This window comes from Microbacterium sp. SCN 69-37 (assembly GCF_001724435.1).
GTDB classification, from domain to species: domain Bacteria; phylum Actinomycetota; class Actinomycetes; order Actinomycetales; family Microbacteriaceae; genus Microbacterium; species Microbacterium laevaniformans.
Genome location: NZ_MEEL01000038.1, coordinates 1 through 15017 on the forward strand (window position 1 = coordinate 1; position 15017 = coordinate 15017).

Consider the following 15017-nt stretch of genomic DNA (forward strand, 5'->3'; position numbering starts at 1 on the left):
CCTCGACATCGACTCGATCTCGATGATGACGATCGTCGTCAACGCCGAGGAGAAGTTCGGCGTCACGATCCCCGACGAAGAGGTCAAGAACCTCAAGACCGTCGGCGACGCCGTCACCTTCATCACCACCAACCAGGCCTGACCTCAGGCCTCGCCACCTGCACCCCGGTGGGGGCCGTCGTGCCCCCACCGGAGCATCCGAGGAGACCATGAGCATTCCCCGAATCGTCGTCACCGGCATCGGCGCATCGAGCCCCATCGGGGGCACCGCGCCGGAGAGCTGGGCCGCGCTGCTGGGTGGCGCCTCCGGCGCTCGCACCCTCGAGTACGACTGGGTCGAGCAGTACAACCTGCCCGTCACCTTCGCGGCGCAGGCCGCCGTGCGCCCGGACACCGTGCTCGAGCGCCCGATCGCCAAGCGTCTCGACCCGTCCTCGCAGTTCGCGCTCGTCGCCGCGATGGAGGCGTGGGCGGATGCCGGGAGCCCGGAGGTGGACCCGGAACGGTTGGGGGTCGATTTCGCGACCGGCATCGGGGGTCTCTGGACCCTCCTGGATGCGTGGGACACGCTTCGCGAGAAGGGCCCGCGTCGGGTGCTGCCGATGACCGTTCCGATGCTGATGCCCAATGCGGCGGCGGGCAACCTGTCGCTGCATTTCGGTGCCCGCGCGTATGCGCGGACGGTCGCCAGCGCCTGTGCGTCCAGCACGGAGTCGATCGTCAACGCCATCGAGCACCTGCGTGACGGCCTCGCCGACGTGGTGATCGCGGGAGGCACCGAGTCGGTGATCCACCCCGTCACGATCGCCTCGTTCTCGTCGATGCAGGCGCTCTCCAAGCGGAACGACTCCCCCGAGACGGCGTCGCGTCCGGGCAGCATCGACCGCGACGGATTCGTCATGGGCGAGGGTGCCGGCGTGCTGATCCTCGAGACGGAGGAGCACGCCAAGGCCCGCGGCGCGAAGATCTACGCGGTCGTCGTGGGCGGAGGGGTCACGGCGGACTCATACCACATCACAGCGAACGACCCCGAGGGCACGGGCGCCGCGCGCGCCGTCAGCATGGCTCTGGCCATGGCCGATGCCTCCCCCGACGACGTGACCCACGTCAACGCCCACGCGACCTCGACGCCGGTCGGCGACCCGAACGAGTACGTCGCGCTGAAGAGTGTGTTCGGTGACCGCATCGACGAGATCCCGGTGTCGGCGACGAAGGCCTCGACCGGTCATCTGCTCGGTGGTACCGGCGCGCTCGAGGCGATCTTCACGATCCTGGCCATCCGCGACCGGGTGGCCCCTCCGACGATCAACATCACGGAGCAGGATCCCGCAGTCCCGTTCCGTCTGTCGGGCGCACCGACGCCGCTGGGCGACGGTCCGCAGCTCGCGATCAGCAACTCGTTCGGCTTCGGCGGCCACAACGCCGTCGCCGCCTTCGCTTCGGTCTGAGCATGCGCACGTGAAGACGCCCCCGCATCCGTGAGGATGGCGGGGGCGTCTTTCGTGTCAGACGGGGATGCGCGGTCTCGGTCTCCGGGAAGCCGTCCGAAGCCGGTACTGGTGCCTCCACCCGTCTGAGGTCCGTGGTGGGTCTGTCAGCCCACCTTGTGCAGCCAGACGACCGGTGCGTCGTCGCTGGCGTGACGGAACGGCTCGAGCTCCTCGTCCCAGGTCGACCCGAGCGCGACCTGGAGCTCGCGCTGCAGGTCGTACGGGTCGCCGGCGGCGATCTCCATTGCGTAGCGGATGCGATCCTCACCGATCACGACGTTGCCCGCGGTGTCGGTCTGCGCATAGTGGATGCCGAGATCAGGAGTGTGCATCCAGCGCCCGCCGTCCGAGCGCGGCGTGGGGTCTTCGCTCACCTCGAACCGCAGATGCTCCCATCCGCGGATCGCGGTCGCCAGGGCCGCGCCGGTGCCGGCGGGACCCTCCCAATAGAACTCCGCGCGGCGACTTCCCGTGAGAACGGGTTGATCCGCCCACTCGAAGCTCACCGCGCGCCCGAGGGCGCGACCGACGGCCCACTCCAAGTGGGGGCACAGCGCACGTGGCGCGGAGTGGATGTAGATCACTCCGCGCGCCTGTGGGGTCGACGTGGTCGCCATCGCGAGTCTCCGTTTCTTCAGGTACGTCTTCCCCTACGACCTGAGTGTCGGATGCGTGGCGCCTATGTGGTTGTGGGCCCATTATGGCCGATAACGACGCGGAATCACAACCGTGTCATTGGTAGGGCGGGTGGGACTTGAACCCACGATCGTCGGGTTATGAGCCCGCTGCCTTGACCAGCTTGGCCACCGCCCCCTGTTCCTGGAAGTCTAGCGGGGGCGCGGGTCGTCCCGATCGCGCACGGGTGGCTCGGGCCACACCTTCGCCACGGCATCCGTGAGGCGCTGCGATCCGGGCGAGACCTGTTCGCCGCTCCCGCGTGTGATGGGGATCTCCTGGCTGTCGCTGATCACCTGCGGGTGGTGGCGAGCCAGTTGGAAGACGCCGCTCACGGCCAGCGCGCCGGCGACGACGAAGCCGCCGTAGGCCCAGAGGGGGGCGCCGTCGGCTTCGCGCAGCACGGCCAGGCCGATCACGATGGCGACGATCGGATCGATGACGGTGAGACCGGCGATGACGAGGTCGGGCGGGCCGGACGCGTAGGCAGTCTGCACGAAGTAGGCGCCGATCGCGGTGCCGGTCAGCAGTGCGGCGATGCAGACGATCGTGAGCCACTCGAAATCGCCGGTGCGGATGCGGCTGAGCACGACCTTCGCGAGCGTCGCGACGAAGCCGTACATGATGCCGGCGGCGACGATGTAGAACAGGGCGCCGATCCGGGTGCGCAGCCACAGCCACAGCGCCGTCAGGACGATGGCGACGCCGGCGAGGATCAGAAGAACGGTGATCAGCTGCCCGTCGCTGATCGGCGTCTCGGTCGCATACAGGGCGGCGATGGTGACGAACACGAAGATGCCGGCGACGCAGAGGCCGATGGCGGTCAGTGAGCGCCGCGTCGGCTTGAGGCCGCTGATTCGGGCGTTGAGCAGCGTCGTGATGACCAACGAGACCGCGCCGAGAGGCTGCACCAGGATGAGGGGGGCGAACGACAGTGCCGTCAGCTGGCACACGATGGCCAGTCCCAGCATCACCGTGCCGGCCACCCATGACGGTCGGCGCAGCAGGTTCCAGATCTGTCCGCCGGTGAGACCGGTGCCGCCGGCGGTGGACGTGAGTCTCTCGACCTTCTGTACGCCGCGGTGCTGATACTGTGCGCCGAAGGACATGAAGACCGCGCCCAGCAGCGCGAGCGGAATGCCGATGAGGATGCCGGGGTCCGCGAAGACGCCGACGAGTTTGTCGGTCACGTCTCCGAGGTCGTTGAGGGCGGCATGCACCCCTCGACACTAACCGCCAGGTGTGCTCGATAGGCTCAGGACGTGGCTGTTCTTCCGATTCGCATCATGGGCGATCCCGTCCTGCACTCCCCCGCCGACCCGGTCTCCGAAATCACCGATGAGATCCGCACACTCGTCGCAGACATGTTCGAGACGATGGATGCCGCCCCCGGCGTCGGTCTCGCGGCCCCCCAGGTAGGGGTGGGCCTGCGCATCTACACGTACAGCTACCAAGACGATGACGGGCAGCCCTGGCGCGGAGTCATCCTCAACCCCGAACTGTGGATGCGTCCGTCGGTGCCCGGGGCACCCGACCCGGACGACGAGTCGGAGGGGTGCCTGTCGTTCCCGGGCGAGCGCTTCGCGTTGCGCCGCTCCGATGAGGTTCTGGTCACCGGCATCGATCTCGACGGTGAGCCGATCCGCATCCAGGTCGATGGCTGGCGCGCGCGCATCATGCAGCACGAGTTCGACCACCTCGACGGCATCCTGTATGTGGACCGCCTGGACGACGGTGACTGGAAGACCGTCCAGAAGATCGCCCGCAAGCGCGGCTGGGGTCGTCCTGGGGCGTCCTGGACGCCGGGAATCGACGATCTCGACGCCTGATCTTCGATCGACGCTGTACGAGCTGTCCAGTCTGAAGCCTCGCGCCGGGCAACGAAAACGGCCCCAGAGTGGAGTCTGGGGCCGTTCGCTCCCCGGCTTGGACTCGAACCAAGAACCTGCCGGTTAACAGCCGGCTGCTCTGCCAATTGAGCTACGTCGAGGTGTGCTCGTGACACGTGGCACGTTTTCACGAGACCATGCGGGTGCCGCCGTCGGGCGTCCACAGCAGATCGGTCGTGCCGTGCCCGTACCCCACGGGCAGGCCGGCCCGCAGCACCAGCACATCGCCGTCCAACTCCCGCACGGCCTCGGCGTCGTTGGTGACCATCAGGATCGCCATGCCGTCCTCGTCGCGCCGACGCAGCAGCGCATCGCGCGCGGCTTGTCTCACCTCGACGTCGAGGTTGGCGTACGGGTCGTCGCCGATGAAGACCCGTGGTTGCAGCACGAGTGCGCGCGCGATCGCGACGCGCTGTCGCATCCCTGAACTCAGCTCGTAGGGGTACCGGGTGGCCGCCCCGAGGGGAAGCTCGAACTCGTCCAGCAGCCCGGCGACCCGGACGGCCAAGGCTCGCTGATTGACGCGGCGATCTCGGCTCGTGATCGGCTCGCCGATGACGTCTCCGACGGTCAGCCGTGCCGGAAGCCCGGCTCCTGCGCGCTGCGGGACATACCCGGTGTAGTAGGCGCGCACGCGTGCAGCGCGTCCCCTGCGCCGGATGGCCGTGCCGTCGACCCAGGCGTCGCCGCCGACGACCGCGAGCGAGTCGTCGTCCGCGCCGGCGAGCAGGGCCGCAAGCGTGGACTTGCCTGATCCGGTCGTGCCCATCACCGCCAGCGCGCGGCCCGGGTCGACCCGGAAGCTGACTCCGTCGACGACGCGCACTCCGGCGCGCGCGATCGACAGGTCGTCGCAGCGAAGAGCGGCAGGATTGTCGGTGGGGGCACGACGCGGCATGCGCTCATCCTGCCTGCTCTCGCCCGCGCGCGCCACCGCGCCCGTGCGCGTGCGGCCGCGCCACCCGGTCAGAGCGGAGCCTCGGTCAGAGCGCGCCGGCGCGCATCCAGCTCGCGCAGCGCCAGCCGCACCGCCCGACCCTGCTCCGAATCGGGGGGAAGCCGCTGGATCGTGCCGAGCAACTCGTTCTTCTCCCGGTCGACCGCGCGCAGGCGCAGCTTGCGGGCCAGCCCGCGCGTATAGGCCGCTGCCTCCGCCTCGGTCAGTGCGGGGAAGTCCGCGGTCAGCAGTTCCACTGCGAGCGAGCGATACGGTTCGCGCACGGACTCCACCGCCGTCGACGCCCAGCCGATGCGTCTGCGGTCGCCCTGCGCCAGGAGGGACTGGCGCACCGCGTCGAGGGCGGGAATCTGCATGGGCAGCGCGAGGGCGGCATCCACCTCCTCGCCGTCGACGAGGTGACCGTACTGCAGCACACCCATGAGGGCGTCGCGCTCGAGCGTTGCGTCGGCGGTGCGTGGGAGTGTGCGCAGGTTCATCCGGAGTGCGGGTTCGTCGACCACGGGTGTGGGCGCGGTCCCGTCGGAGCTCGAGGAGTTCGCGGACGCGGTCGACGTGGGGCGGTGTGCGTCGCCCTCTCGGCGTGCGCTGTCTCGCGCGGCGCGGTCGACCTCACGGCGGACGCCCTCGGTGTCCATGCCGAGGCGGCGGGCCAGCACTCGCGTGTACTCCGGCTGCAGCAGCGGGTCGCGCAGCTCCCCCACGACGGGTGCAGCGGCCCGCAACGCCCCGACGCGACCCTCGACGCTCGCGAGGTCGAAGCCCGAAAGACGCTGATCGATGACGAACTCGAACATCGGCACCTTGGTGTCGAGCATGGCACGCACCGCCGCATCCCCGCGTTCCAACCGCAGATCGCACGGGTCCAATCCCTGGGGACCGGTGGCGACGTAGGTCTGCGCGTTGAAGCGCTTGGCATCGGCGAAGGCGCGCAGCGCCGCTTTCTGGCCCGCGGCATCCGGGTCGAAGGTGAACACGACCTCGCCCGCCGCCGTGTCGTCGCCCATGACGCGGCGCAGCACGGTGATGTGATCCGAGCCGAAGGCGGTGCCACAGGTGGCCACCGCCGTCGTGACGCCGGCGAGATGACACGCCATGACGTCGGTGTAGCCCTCGACGACGACGACGCGGTGCGAGCGCGACACGTCCTTCTTCGCGAGGTCCAGACCGTAGAGCACCTGCGCCTTCTTGTAGATCGTGGTCTCGGGGGTGTTGAGGTACTTCGGGCCCTTGTCGTCCTCGTACAGGCGTCGTGCGCCGAAGCCGATGGTCTGTCCGGTGACGTCGCGGATGGGCCAGACGACGCGTCCCCGGAAGCGGTCGTAGACGCCGCGCTGACCCTGCGACACGAGTCCCGCGGCCGACAGCTCCTCATCGCTGAATCCCTGGGCGCGCATCGCGTCGCGCAGGTGGTCCCAGCCCTTCGGCGCGTACCCCACGCCGAAGTGCGCCGCGGCGCCGGCGTCGAATCCGCGCTCACCGAGGAAACGCCGCCCGGCGTCGGCCTCCGGCGATGAGAGCTGGCCGCGGAACCACTCGGCGGCGGCCGCGTTCGCCTGGTACAACCGCGTGCGCCCGCTCGTCTCGGGGGCCGCTCCGCCGTCCTCGTAGTGCAGCGTGTATCCGATGCGCGCCGCGAGGCGCTCGACCGCTTCGGTGAAGGAGAGATGGTCCATCGCCCGCAGGAACGAGTAGACGTCGCCCGACTCGCCGCACCCGAAGCAGTGGTAGTAGCCGACCTGCGGGCGCACGTGGAAGCTGGGACTGCGCTCGTCGTGGAAGGGACAGAGCCCCTTGAGCGATCCGACACCGGCGGACTTCAGCGCTACCCGCTCGCCGACGATGTCGCCGATGTTGATGCGGGCCTTGACCTCGTCGACGTCCGACTGCCGGATACGCGCCATCAGTGCCCCTCGGCGGGCCAGAGCCCCGCGATGGGCTCCGGCAGGGCGAAGCCGCTGGGGGCGATCGTGCGGCCGTCGCCGGAGCGCAGGCCCAGCTCGCGCAGATCCACGGGCCCGATCAGACGGGCGTGCCATTCGATCGCGAAGCGGTCGGTGAAACTCGCGACCTGGTCGACGATCACGCGCTTGCGCGCGGTGTCGGTGGATGCCGCGGCGAAATCCTCCGCGTGCAGGCGGTCGAGGTGCTCGGGGCGTTCCCACAGCGCCGTTGCGAGACGCTTGAGCACCCGACGCTGCTCCTTGTACAGGCCGCGCCGGCCGTCGATCGTCACGACGAACGCTCCGATGATGCCCTTGAGCACCGCCATCTCGGCCTCGATGACGCGCGGCACGATGACGCGTCCGTGATACCGGGTGAGGACGGGGGCCGAGTAGTGCTCCCGGGTCGCCGTCGTCGCCGCGCGTGCGAAGCGACCGATGAGGTCGGAGGTCAGGTTCTTGAGCCCCGCCAGCGCCGCGCGCGACCCGTCGAAGCCGGGCAGCCACTCGGGAATCCGCGTGAGTCGGTACAGCGCGTCCGCGAGCTCGTCGCGGGTGAATCCGAAGCCCACCCAGGCCTGGATGGCGGTCAGCAGCGCCTCGTGCTCCCGCACGTCCGCGAGCCGCGCGGGATCCAGGTAGCCGTTGAGCACGGCGTCCTCGAAGTCGTGCACCGAGTAGGCGATGTCATCGGAGAGGTCCATGACCTCCGCCTCGATGCAGCGGACGCGACCCGGCGCCCCCTGTCGCATCCAACGGAAGACGGTCTCGTCCTCGGGATAGACGCCGAACTTCTCGCGCCCGCCGGGGTCGGGAACGCCATGCTCGACGGTCCAGGGGTACTTGCACGTCGCGTCGAGGCTCGCACGGGTCAGGTTGAGCCCTGCGCTACGACCCTCGGCGTCGAGCACCTTCGGTTCGAGGCGGGAGAGGATCCGGAGGGTCTGGGCGTTGCCCTCGAACCCTCCGATGTCCTCAGCCCAATCGTTCAGTGCGCGTTCGCCGTTGTGGCCGAACGGCGGATGCCCGATGTCGTGGCTCAGACACGCGGTGTCGACCACGTCCGGCGACAGCTCGAGCGCGATCGCCAGCTCCCGACCGACCTGCGCGACCTCCAGCGAGTGCGTGAGACGGTTACGGGCGAAGTCGGCGGGGCTGGCGGGGCTGAGCACCTGCGTCTTCGCCGCGAGACGGCGCAGGGCCGCGGAATGCAGCACGCGAGCCCGGTCACGGGCGAACCCGTCGCGCTGTGAGCGGTGCCGCTCGGGGATGAAGCGTTCGGCGTCGTGGTCGTCGTATCCGGAGGGGCGGCCCGAGGCGATGGCCACACCGCTCGCGTCACCCGCCACTGGTGTCGACCTCCGCGTCGGCGAGGGCGCGTGCCGCGTCGCCGGTCATCTCGCGGCTCTGCAGCCAGCCGTCGGGCAACGCCGGCCGCTTCGGCGTGCCGGCACGCCCGCGCTGGCCCTCGGCGGCTGCGCCCGGGTACGGGGCGTCGAGGTCCAGCGTCGCCAGCAGATCGTCGATCTCGGCGAGGGTCGACACGGTCGCCAGCTGTGCCCGCGTCTCACCGCCGACCGGATAGCCCTTGAAGTACCAGGCGACGTGCTTGCGGATGTCGCGGCATCCGCGGCCCTCGTCCTCGAAGAACTCGACGAGCAGCTCCGCGTGGCGCCGGAAGGCGGCGGCGACGAAACCGAGTGTCGCGTCCACGGGCGCTGCGGCGGCGGCAGCGGGGCCGCCGAGACCGCGGGCGAGATCGCCGAACAGCCAGGGACGCCCGAGGCAGCCACGACCGACCACGACGCCGTCGCACCCGGTCTCGGCCATCATCCGCGCGGCGTCGTCCGCCGACCAGATGTCGCCGTTGCCGAGCACCGGAATGCTGGTCACGGCCCGCTTGAGCTCGGCGATCGCCGCCCAGTCGGCCTGGCCGGAGTAGAACTCCGCAGCCGTGCGCGCGTGGAGGGCCACCGCGGCGACGCCCGCATCCTCCGCGATGCGGCCGGCGTCGAGGAACGTGAGGTGGTCGGAGTCGATTCCCTTGCGCATCTTGACGGTGAGCGGCACGTCGCCGGCGGCGCGTGCGGCGCGCGTGACGATCTCACGGAACAGGCTGAGCTTCCACGGCAGTGCCGCTCCCCCGCCCTTGCGCGTGACCTTGGGCACGGGACAGCCGAAGTTGAGGTCGATGTGATCGGCGCGGTCCTCGTCGACGAGAAGTCGGACGGCCGCTTCGGTGGTCGCCGGGTCGACGCCGTAGAGCTGGATCGAGCGCGGAGTCTCCGACTCGTGGTGTGTGATCAAACGCATCGTGGTCGCGTTGCGCTCGACCAGGGCGCGAGTGGTGATCATCTCCGAGACGTAGAGTCCCGCGCCGTACTCGCGGCAGAGCCGACGGAAGGCGGTGTTGGTGATACCGGCCATCGGCGCGAGCACCACGGGTGCATCGAGCGCGATGGGGCCGATGCGCAGCGCGGCGCCGGTGGAGACGGAGAGGGACATCCTGTCCATTCTCCCAGACTCACGCGGCCGGTGCGCCGGTCTGCGCCTCTATCGTGGACAACATGGCCGACACACAGACAGCGCAGCTTCGTGACATCCCCTACACCGACGCTACCGGCGCAGAGCACACCCTCGCCGAGTTCGGCGATCGCGCCGTTCTCCTCGTAAATGTCGCATCCAAGTGCGGTCTGACGCCGCAGTACGAGCAGCTCGAAGAGCTGCAGCGCACCTATGGCGACCGGGGTCTGCAGGTCATCGGCTTCCCCTGCAACCAGTTCATGGGTCAGGAGCCGGGCTCCATGGAGGAGATCCTGGAGTACTGCGCCGTCACGTGGGGCGTCAGCTTCCCCATCATGGACAAGGTGCGGGTGAACGGCTCGCACGCCGCCCCCCTCTACAAGGCGCTGAAGAAGGCGAAGAACGTGGAGGGGGCGAGGGGCCCGGTCATGTGGAACTTCGAGAAATTCCTGGTCACGCCGACCGGCGAGGTGCACCGTTTCCGGCCACAGACCAAGCCCGACGCGCCCGAGGTGATCGCGGCGATCGAGGCCAGCCTCCCCGCCTGAGCCCTGCTGCGGCCCGTTTCGACTCGCTACGCTCGCTCAACGACCGGGAGGCGTGACCCCCGGTCGTTGAGCGAGGAGCGCAGCGACGAGTCGAAACGCAGACGATTCGAAACGCGACGTCTCAGGCGTCCTGCTTCTCCGTCCACACCTGGCGGGTGATCTGCGCGAACGCATCGGCGGGCTGCGCGCCGCTGACGCCGTACTTGCCGTCGATCACGAAGAACGGCACGCCTTGGATGCCGTAGGCCTGCGCCTGCGCCTGGTCGGCGCGCACATCGGCGAGATGCCGGCTCGACTCGAGGGCATCGCGCACCTCATCGGCGTCGAAGCCCACCTCGGCGGCGAGGGCGACGAGATCGTCGACGCGCCCGACGTGCTTGCCCTCGGTGAAGTAGGCCGACATGAGCCGCTCGGCCATCTCGTTCTGACGGCCCTGTGCCTTCGCGAAGTGCAGCAGTTCGTGGGCCTTCACCGTGTTGGTGTGCTGCAGCAGGTCGAAGCGGTACTCCAGCCCCGACCCGGCGGCCACACCGGTGACCTGGTCGAGCATCTCGCGAACGCGCTCCCGCGGCATCCCCTTGTGCCCGGCGAGGAAGTCCAGCTCATCGCCCTCGAAGTCGACCGGTGTGTCCGGCGAAAGCTCGAAGGAGTGGAAGGTCACTTCGACCTGCGGGGCGTCGGGGTCGGCCGCCGTCTGTGCGAGGCCGGCCTCGAGGTTGCGCTTGCCGATGTAGCACCACGGGCAGGCGATGTCACTCCACACGTCGATCGTGATCTTGTCTGTCATGCCTGGTGCAACCTCTCTCGTGCGCGGGTCTATTCCGCGGAATCGGCCGTCGGCGCGTCGACGGCTCCCCCGAAGCGGCGGCTGCGCCCCAGGTACAGCTCGATCGCGCCCCAGAGGTCGGTACGCGAGAAGTCGGGCCACAGCGTGTCGAGGAACACCATCTCCGCGTAGGCGGACTCCCACAGCAGGAAGTTGGAGGTGCGCTGCTCGCCGCTGGAACGCAGGAAGAGGTCGACGTCGGGCATGTCCGGAACGTAGAGATGCCTGCGCAGCGTCTTCTCCGTGATCGCCGACGGCTTCAACCGCCCGGCGGCGATCTGCTCGCCCATCGCCCGCATCGCGTCGACGATCTCGTGACGGCCGCCGTAGTTGATGCACATCGTCAGCGTGAGCGTGTCGTTGCCGGCGGTGAGCTGCTCGGCGTACTGCAGTTCCTTGATGACCGATCCCCACAGGCGCGGCTTGCGTCCGGCCCACCGGATGCGGACGCCCCATTCGTTGAGCTGGTCGCGGCGGCGGTGCAGTACGTCGCGGTTGTAGCCCATGAGGAAGCGCACCTCCTCGGGCGAGCGGGCCCAGTTCTCGGTCGAGAAGGCGTAGACGCTGAGGTGTTTCACGCCCGCCTGGATCGCGCCGGCGACGACGTCGAGCAGCACCTCCTCGCCCGCGCGATGACCCTCGATGCGGGTGAGCCCGCGTCGGTTCGCCCAGCGGCCGTTGCCGTCCATGACGATGGCGACATGATTCGGGACCCCACCCTTCGGGAAGCGCGGCGGATGGATGCCGGTCCAATCGAGGGCGCGGTACGGCACGGCATCGCGGTGTGTGTAGGGCTTGGGGCTCAACGGGTGCTCTCCACGTGGGACAGGGATCGGATGCCGCGCTCGAGGTGCCACTGCGCGTAGGCGGCGACCAGGCCGGATGCCGAGGCGGTGGCGGCGTGAGTCGCGGCATCCACGACATCCCATTCTCCCGCGATCAGCGCGCGCAGCAGCGCACCGGTCTCGGGTCGCAGCCGTGCGGAGCCGGCCGGGGCGCAGTCGCCGCACACCACGCCGCCCAGCTGCGCCACGAACCAGTCGTGCGGGCCGGCGGCCCCGCACCGGGCGCAGTCGAACAGCGCCGGGGCCCAGCCCGACAGCGACATCGCCCGCAGGAGGTACGAGTCGAGCACGGAACGAGACGCCCGGCCACCCTGGGCCAGGGTGCGCAGCCCTCCCACCAGAAGCAGGTACTGCTGGGGGGTGGCTTCGGCTTCGTTCAGCCGGTCGGCGGTCTCGACCATGGCATGCGCCGCCGTGTAGAGGTCGTAGTCGGCCACGATCGCGGCCCCGTAGGAGCCGAGCGACTCGGCCTGCTGCACGATGTCGAGCGAGCGCCCCTGGTAGAGCTGGACGTCGGCGACCATGAACGGCTCGAGGCGGGCCCCGAACTTCGACGACGTGCGGCGCACACCCTTTGCGACAGCGCGCACCTTGCCGTGGCGACGGCTGAGCATGGTCACGATGCGGTCCGCTTCACCCAGCTTGTGGGTGCGCAGGACCACGACCTCGTCGCGGTAGGTGGGCACCCCTCGATTATCCCCGCCGGTGCCGACATCGGGCGGCATTGGAGACAATGGTCAGGTGACGGAGCAGCTGTTCGTGATCCCCCTCTGGGCCGACCTCCTCGCCGTGGGCCTCGGCGGTGTACAGGGCGCCCTGTTCTCGTCGGGCTTCGTCGGACAGCGCCGGCTCGACCTGCTCGGCGTCGTCATCGTCGGCACCGTGATGGGCATGGGCGGCGGCATCATCCGCGACCTGCTGCTGAACGTCGAGCCCGCGACGCTGAAGAGCGACTGGTACCTGATCACGGCCGTCGGCGCGGCTCTGGTCGGCATGCTGCTGGCCAACATCTTCGAGCGCCTCAACGCGGTGATCGTTGCCCTCGACGCGGTGGTCATCGGCCTGTTCGGCGCCTTCGGCACCTCCAAAGCGCTGGCGCTCGGCCTTCCCCCGGTACCCGCGGTGTTCGTCGGCGTCTGCGCGGCGGTGGGCGGCGGCATCCTTCGCGACGTGATCATGGGGCTGCCGGTGGCGATCATGCACGTCGGATCGCTGTACGCCGTCGCGGCCGCGGTCGGCTGCGCGTTGCTCGCGTTCGCACACGCCGTCGGTGCGCCGCTGGTGGCCGCGGCGATCGCCTCGGTCGTGGTCACGACCGTGATCCGACTGCTCGCGGTGATCTTCGACATCTCGCTGCCCGAACAGCGTGCGCTGTACCGGCGCAAGGTCGCCGTCGAGACCAGTGCGATCCCGATCATCCGCACCTGAAGTCGTTTCGACGCAGCGACGAGTCGAAACGCGGCGTCAGACGGCGGCGAGCGAGCCGGAGCGCTCGCGCGTGCGGATCGCGCGGTTGACGCAGGAGACGATCGCCTTCAGCGACGCTGTCGAGATGTCGCCGTCGATACCGACGCCCCACAGCCGCTCACCGCCGACCTGCAGTTCGACGTAAGACGCGGCCTGCGCGTCGCCGCCGGCGCTGAGCGTGTGCTCGACGTAGTCGTAGAGCGTCACGTCGAAACCCTGCGTCCGCACGATCTCCAGGAACGCCGAGACGGGACCGTTGCCGACGCCACGGGTCGCGATCGTCTCCTCGCCGTCGCGGAGGGTGACCTCCAGCGACACCTCGCCGGACATGTCGCTCTGCGTCCGCGTGGACAGCAGCTCGAAACGGCCCCACTTCTCGTCCGCGTTGCGCGCCGGCAGATACTCGTCGGTGAAGATGTCCCAGATCTGGTCGCTGGAGACCTCGCCGCCCTCGGCATCCGTCTTGGCCTGCACGACGCCGGAGAATTCGATCTGGAGTTTGCGGGGCAGATCCAGCGCGTGATCCGTCTTCAGCAGGTACGCGACACCGCCCTTGCCGGACTGCGAGTTGACGCGGATGACGGCCTCGTACGAGCGACCGAGGTCCTTCGGGTCGATCGGCAGGTAGGGCACGGCCCACTCGATCTCGTCGACGGTGACCCCGGATGCCGCGGCCCGCGCCTCCATCGACTCGAAACCCTTCTTGATCGCGTCTTGGTGCGACCCGCTGAACGCGGTGAACACGAGGTCGCCCGCCCAGGGGCTGCGCTCGGGCACGGGCAGCTGATTGCAGTACTCGGCGGTGCGCTTGACCTGGTCGATGTCGCTGAAGTCGATCTGCGGGTCGATGCCCTGCGTCAGCATGTTGATGCCCAGGGCGACCAGGTCGACGTTGCCGGTGCGCTCTCCGTTTCCGAACAGGCAGCCTTCGATGCGGTCCGCTCCGGCCATGTAGCCGAGCTCGGCGGCGGCGATGGCCGTGCCGCGGTCGTTGTGGGGGTGCAGCGAGATGATGACGTTCTCGCGGTGGGCGAGGTGACGGCCCATCCACTCGATCGAGTCGGCATACACGTTGGGCGTGGCCATCTCGACGGTCGCCGGCAGGTTGATGATGACCTTGCGCTCCGGGGTCGGCTCGAAGATCTCGATCACCTGGTTGCAGATGTCGACCGCGAACTCCAGCTCCGTGCCGGTGTAGGACTCGGGTGAGTACTCGTAGTACACGGCGGTCTCGGGGATGCGCTTCTCGAACTCACGGCACAGGCGTGCGCCGTTCAGCGCGATGTCGATGATGCCCTGCTTGTCGCTGCGGAAGACGACCTCGCGCTGCAGCACGCTCGTGGAGTTGTAGAGGTGCACGATCGCCTGCTTCGCGCCGGCGATCGCCTCGTACGTGCGCTCGATCAGGTGCTCGCGCGCCTGCGTCAGCACCTGGATGGTCACATCGTCGGGGATCAGGTTCTCTTCGATCAGCTGGCGCACGAAGTCGAAGTCGGTCTGGCTCGCGGAGGGGAAGCCGACCTCGATCTCCTTGTAGCCCATGCCCACGAGCAACTCGAACATGATGCGCTTGCGCTCGGGGCTCATCGGGTCGATCAGGGCCTGATTGCCGTCGCGCAGGTCGACGGCGCACCAGCGCGGAGCCGTCGTGATGCGGGCATCGGGCCAGGTGCGGTCGGGCAGGTCGACGCGGATCTGCTCGTGGAACGGGCGGTACTTGTGGGTCGGCATGCCGGAAGGCTGCTGCATGTTCTTCATGGGGTTCGCTTCTCTTCGTCAGATGGTGCGGGCCGAGTGTCAGACGATGACAAGCTCCGCGACGAGAAGGGCCCTAGAACGAGGTCTCGTCGCGG

General features: G+C 69.1%; 15 protein-coding genes and 1 tRNA gene. 5 read left to right on the top strand and 11 right to left on the bottom strand.

The annotated features are described in order from the left end of the window. Both ABS64_RS11435 and ABS64_RS11440 read left to right on the top strand, forming a co-directional pair. On the top strand, positions 1-142 hold a 142-nt coding region (locus ABS64_RS11435), incomplete at its 5' end, for an acyl carrier protein (protein ID WP_292683705.1). A 67-nt stretch (positions 143-209) separates the two neighbouring features. Beyond that, positions 210-1448: a beta-ketoacyl-[acyl-carrier-protein] synthase family protein gene (locus ABS64_RS11440; RefSeq protein ID WP_061683179.1), complete on the top strand. Its 1239-nt coding sequence runs from the start codon at positions 210-212 to the stop codon at positions 1446-1448. 146 nt (positions 1449-1594) lie between these two features. Here ABS64_RS11440 and ABS64_RS11445 read toward each other — a convergent pair whose 3' ends face one another. From ABS64_RS11445 to ABS64_RS11455, 3 genes are all read right to left on the bottom strand, one after another. After that, positions 1595-2107, bottom strand: coding sequence for a DUF3145 domain-containing protein (locus ABS64_RS11445; protein ID WP_036318382.1), 513 nt, complete (start codon positions 2105-2107; stop codon positions 1595-1597). 119 nt (positions 2108-2226) lie between these two features. Next, positions 2227-2303, bottom strand: a tRNA-Ile gene (locus tag ABS64_RS11450). A gap of 14 nt (positions 2304-2317) precedes the next feature. Then, positions 2318-3385, bottom strand: coding sequence for a DMT family transporter (locus ABS64_RS11455; protein ID WP_292683674.1), 1068 nt, complete (start codon positions 3383-3385; stop codon positions 2318-2320). Positions 3386-3427: 42 nt separating this feature from the next. On the opposite strand from ABS64_RS11455, the gene def reads away from it, so the two are divergent. Continuing rightward, a complete protein-coding gene (gene def / locus ABS64_RS11460) occupies positions 3428-3994 on the top strand; it encodes a peptide deformylase (protein ID WP_081767948.1) in 567 nt (188 codons plus the stop codon). Between the two features lie 187 nt (positions 3995-4181). Here the strand turns inward: def and ABS64_RS11465 are convergent, their stop codons facing one another. The 4 genes from ABS64_RS11465 to dusB form a co-directional block, all read right to left on the bottom strand. Beyond that, entirely contained in the window at positions 4182-4952 is a 771-nt protein-coding gene (locus ABS64_RS11465; RefSeq protein ID WP_036285041.1) for an ATP-binding cassette domain-containing protein, read from the bottom strand. A gap of 68 nt (positions 4953-5020) precedes the next feature. Next, on the bottom strand, positions 5021-6916 hold the full coding sequence (gene dnaG / locus ABS64_RS11470) for a DNA primase (RefSeq protein WP_036285037.1): 1896 nt from the start codon (positions 6914-6916) through the stop codon (positions 5021-5023). Then, positions 6916-8304 (bottom strand): deoxyguanosinetriphosphate triphosphohydrolase, encoded by a 1389-nt coding sequence (locus ABS64_RS11475; RefSeq protein ID WP_292683677.1) that lies wholly within the window; start codon positions 8302-8304, stop codon positions 6916-6918. The genes dnaG and ABS64_RS11475 overlap by 1 nt, the downstream gene beginning before the upstream one ends. Continuing rightward, on the bottom strand, positions 8294-9460 hold the full coding sequence (dusB, locus tag ABS64_RS11480) for a tRNA dihydrouridine synthase DusB (RefSeq protein WP_036285031.1): 1167 nt from the start codon (positions 9458-9460) through the stop codon (positions 8294-8296). The genes ABS64_RS11475 and dusB overlap by 11 nt, the downstream gene beginning before the upstream one ends. Positions 9461-9522: 62 nt before the next feature. On the opposite strand from dusB, the gene ABS64_RS11485 reads away from it, so the two are divergent. Next, positions 9523-10026, top strand: a complete 504-nt coding sequence (locus ABS64_RS11485) for a glutathione peroxidase (RefSeq protein ID WP_036285143.1) — start codon at positions 9523-9525, stop codon at positions 10024-10026. Positions 10027-10147: 121 nt separating this feature from the next. Here the strand turns inward: ABS64_RS11485 and ABS64_RS11490 are convergent, their stop codons facing one another. The 3 genes from ABS64_RS11490 to recO are packed head-to-tail and all read right to left on the bottom strand — an operon-like array spanning position 10148 to position 12383. Next, entirely contained in the window at positions 10148-10813 is a 666-nt protein-coding gene (locus ABS64_RS11490; protein WP_005049437.1) for a DsbA family oxidoreductase, read from the bottom strand. A 29-nt stretch (positions 10814-10842) separates the two neighbouring features. Then, positions 10843-11658 carry an isoprenyl transferase gene (locus ABS64_RS11495; protein WP_005049436.1) on the bottom strand — a complete coding sequence of 272 codons (816 nt, stop codon included), beginning with the start codon at positions 11656-11658 and terminating at the stop codon, positions 10843-10845. Next, positions 11655-12383: a DNA repair protein RecO gene (recO, locus tag ABS64_RS11500; protein WP_016465152.1), complete on the bottom strand. Its 729-nt coding sequence runs from the start codon at positions 12381-12383 to the stop codon at positions 11655-11657. Before recO ends, ABS64_RS11495 begins: the two co-directional genes overlap by 4 nt. A 55-nt stretch (positions 12384-12438) precedes the next feature. Here recO and ABS64_RS11505 point away from each other — a divergent pair, with 55 nt between their 5' ends. Further along, complete coding sequence (locus ABS64_RS11505; RefSeq protein ID WP_036285026.1) at positions 12439-13125, top strand: TRIC cation channel family protein; 687 nt, start codon at positions 12439-12441, stop codon at positions 13123-13125. A 36-nt stretch (positions 13126-13161) separates the two neighbouring features. Here ABS64_RS11505 and leuA read toward each other — a convergent pair whose 3' ends face one another. Continuing rightward, positions 13162-14922: a 2-isopropylmalate synthase gene (gene leuA / locus ABS64_RS11510; RefSeq protein WP_292683684.1), complete on the bottom strand. Its 1761-nt coding sequence runs from the start codon at positions 14920-14922 to the stop codon at positions 13162-13164. Positions 14923-15017: the final 95 nt, after the last annotated feature.

Excerpts from the sequence above, each read along its gene's own strand:
- ABS64_RS11485 (WP_036285143.1), top strand. The coding sequence starts at position 9,523 with ATGGCCGACACACAGACAGCGCAGCTTCGTGACATCCCCTACACCGAC.
- dusB (WP_036285031.1), bottom strand. The coding sequence starts at position 9,460 with ATGTCCCTCTCCGTCTCCACCGGCGCCGCGCTGCGCATCGGCCCCATC.
- dnaG (WP_036285037.1), bottom strand. The coding sequence starts at position 6,916 with ATGGCGCGTATCCGGCAGTCGGACGTCGACGAGGTCAAGGCCCGCATC.
- ABS64_RS11440 (WP_061683179.1), top strand. The coding sequence starts at position 210 with ATGAGCATTCCCCGAATCGTCGTCACCGGCATCGGCGCATCGAGCCCC.
- ABS64_RS11490 (WP_005049437.1), bottom strand. The coding sequence starts at position 10,813 with ATGACAGACAAGATCACGATCGACGTGTGGAGTGACATCGCCTGCCCG.
- leuA (WP_292683684.1), bottom strand. The coding sequence starts at position 14,922 with ATGAAGAACATGCAGCAGCCTTCCGGCATGCCGACCCACAAGTACCGC.
- ABS64_RS11445 (WP_036318382.1), bottom strand. The coding sequence starts at position 2,107 with ATGGCGACCACGTCGACCCCACAGGCGCGCGGAGTGATCTACATCCAC.
- ABS64_RS11465 (WP_036285041.1), bottom strand. The coding sequence starts at position 4,952 with ATGCCGCGTCGTGCCCCCACCGACAATCCTGCCGCTCTTCGCTGCGAC.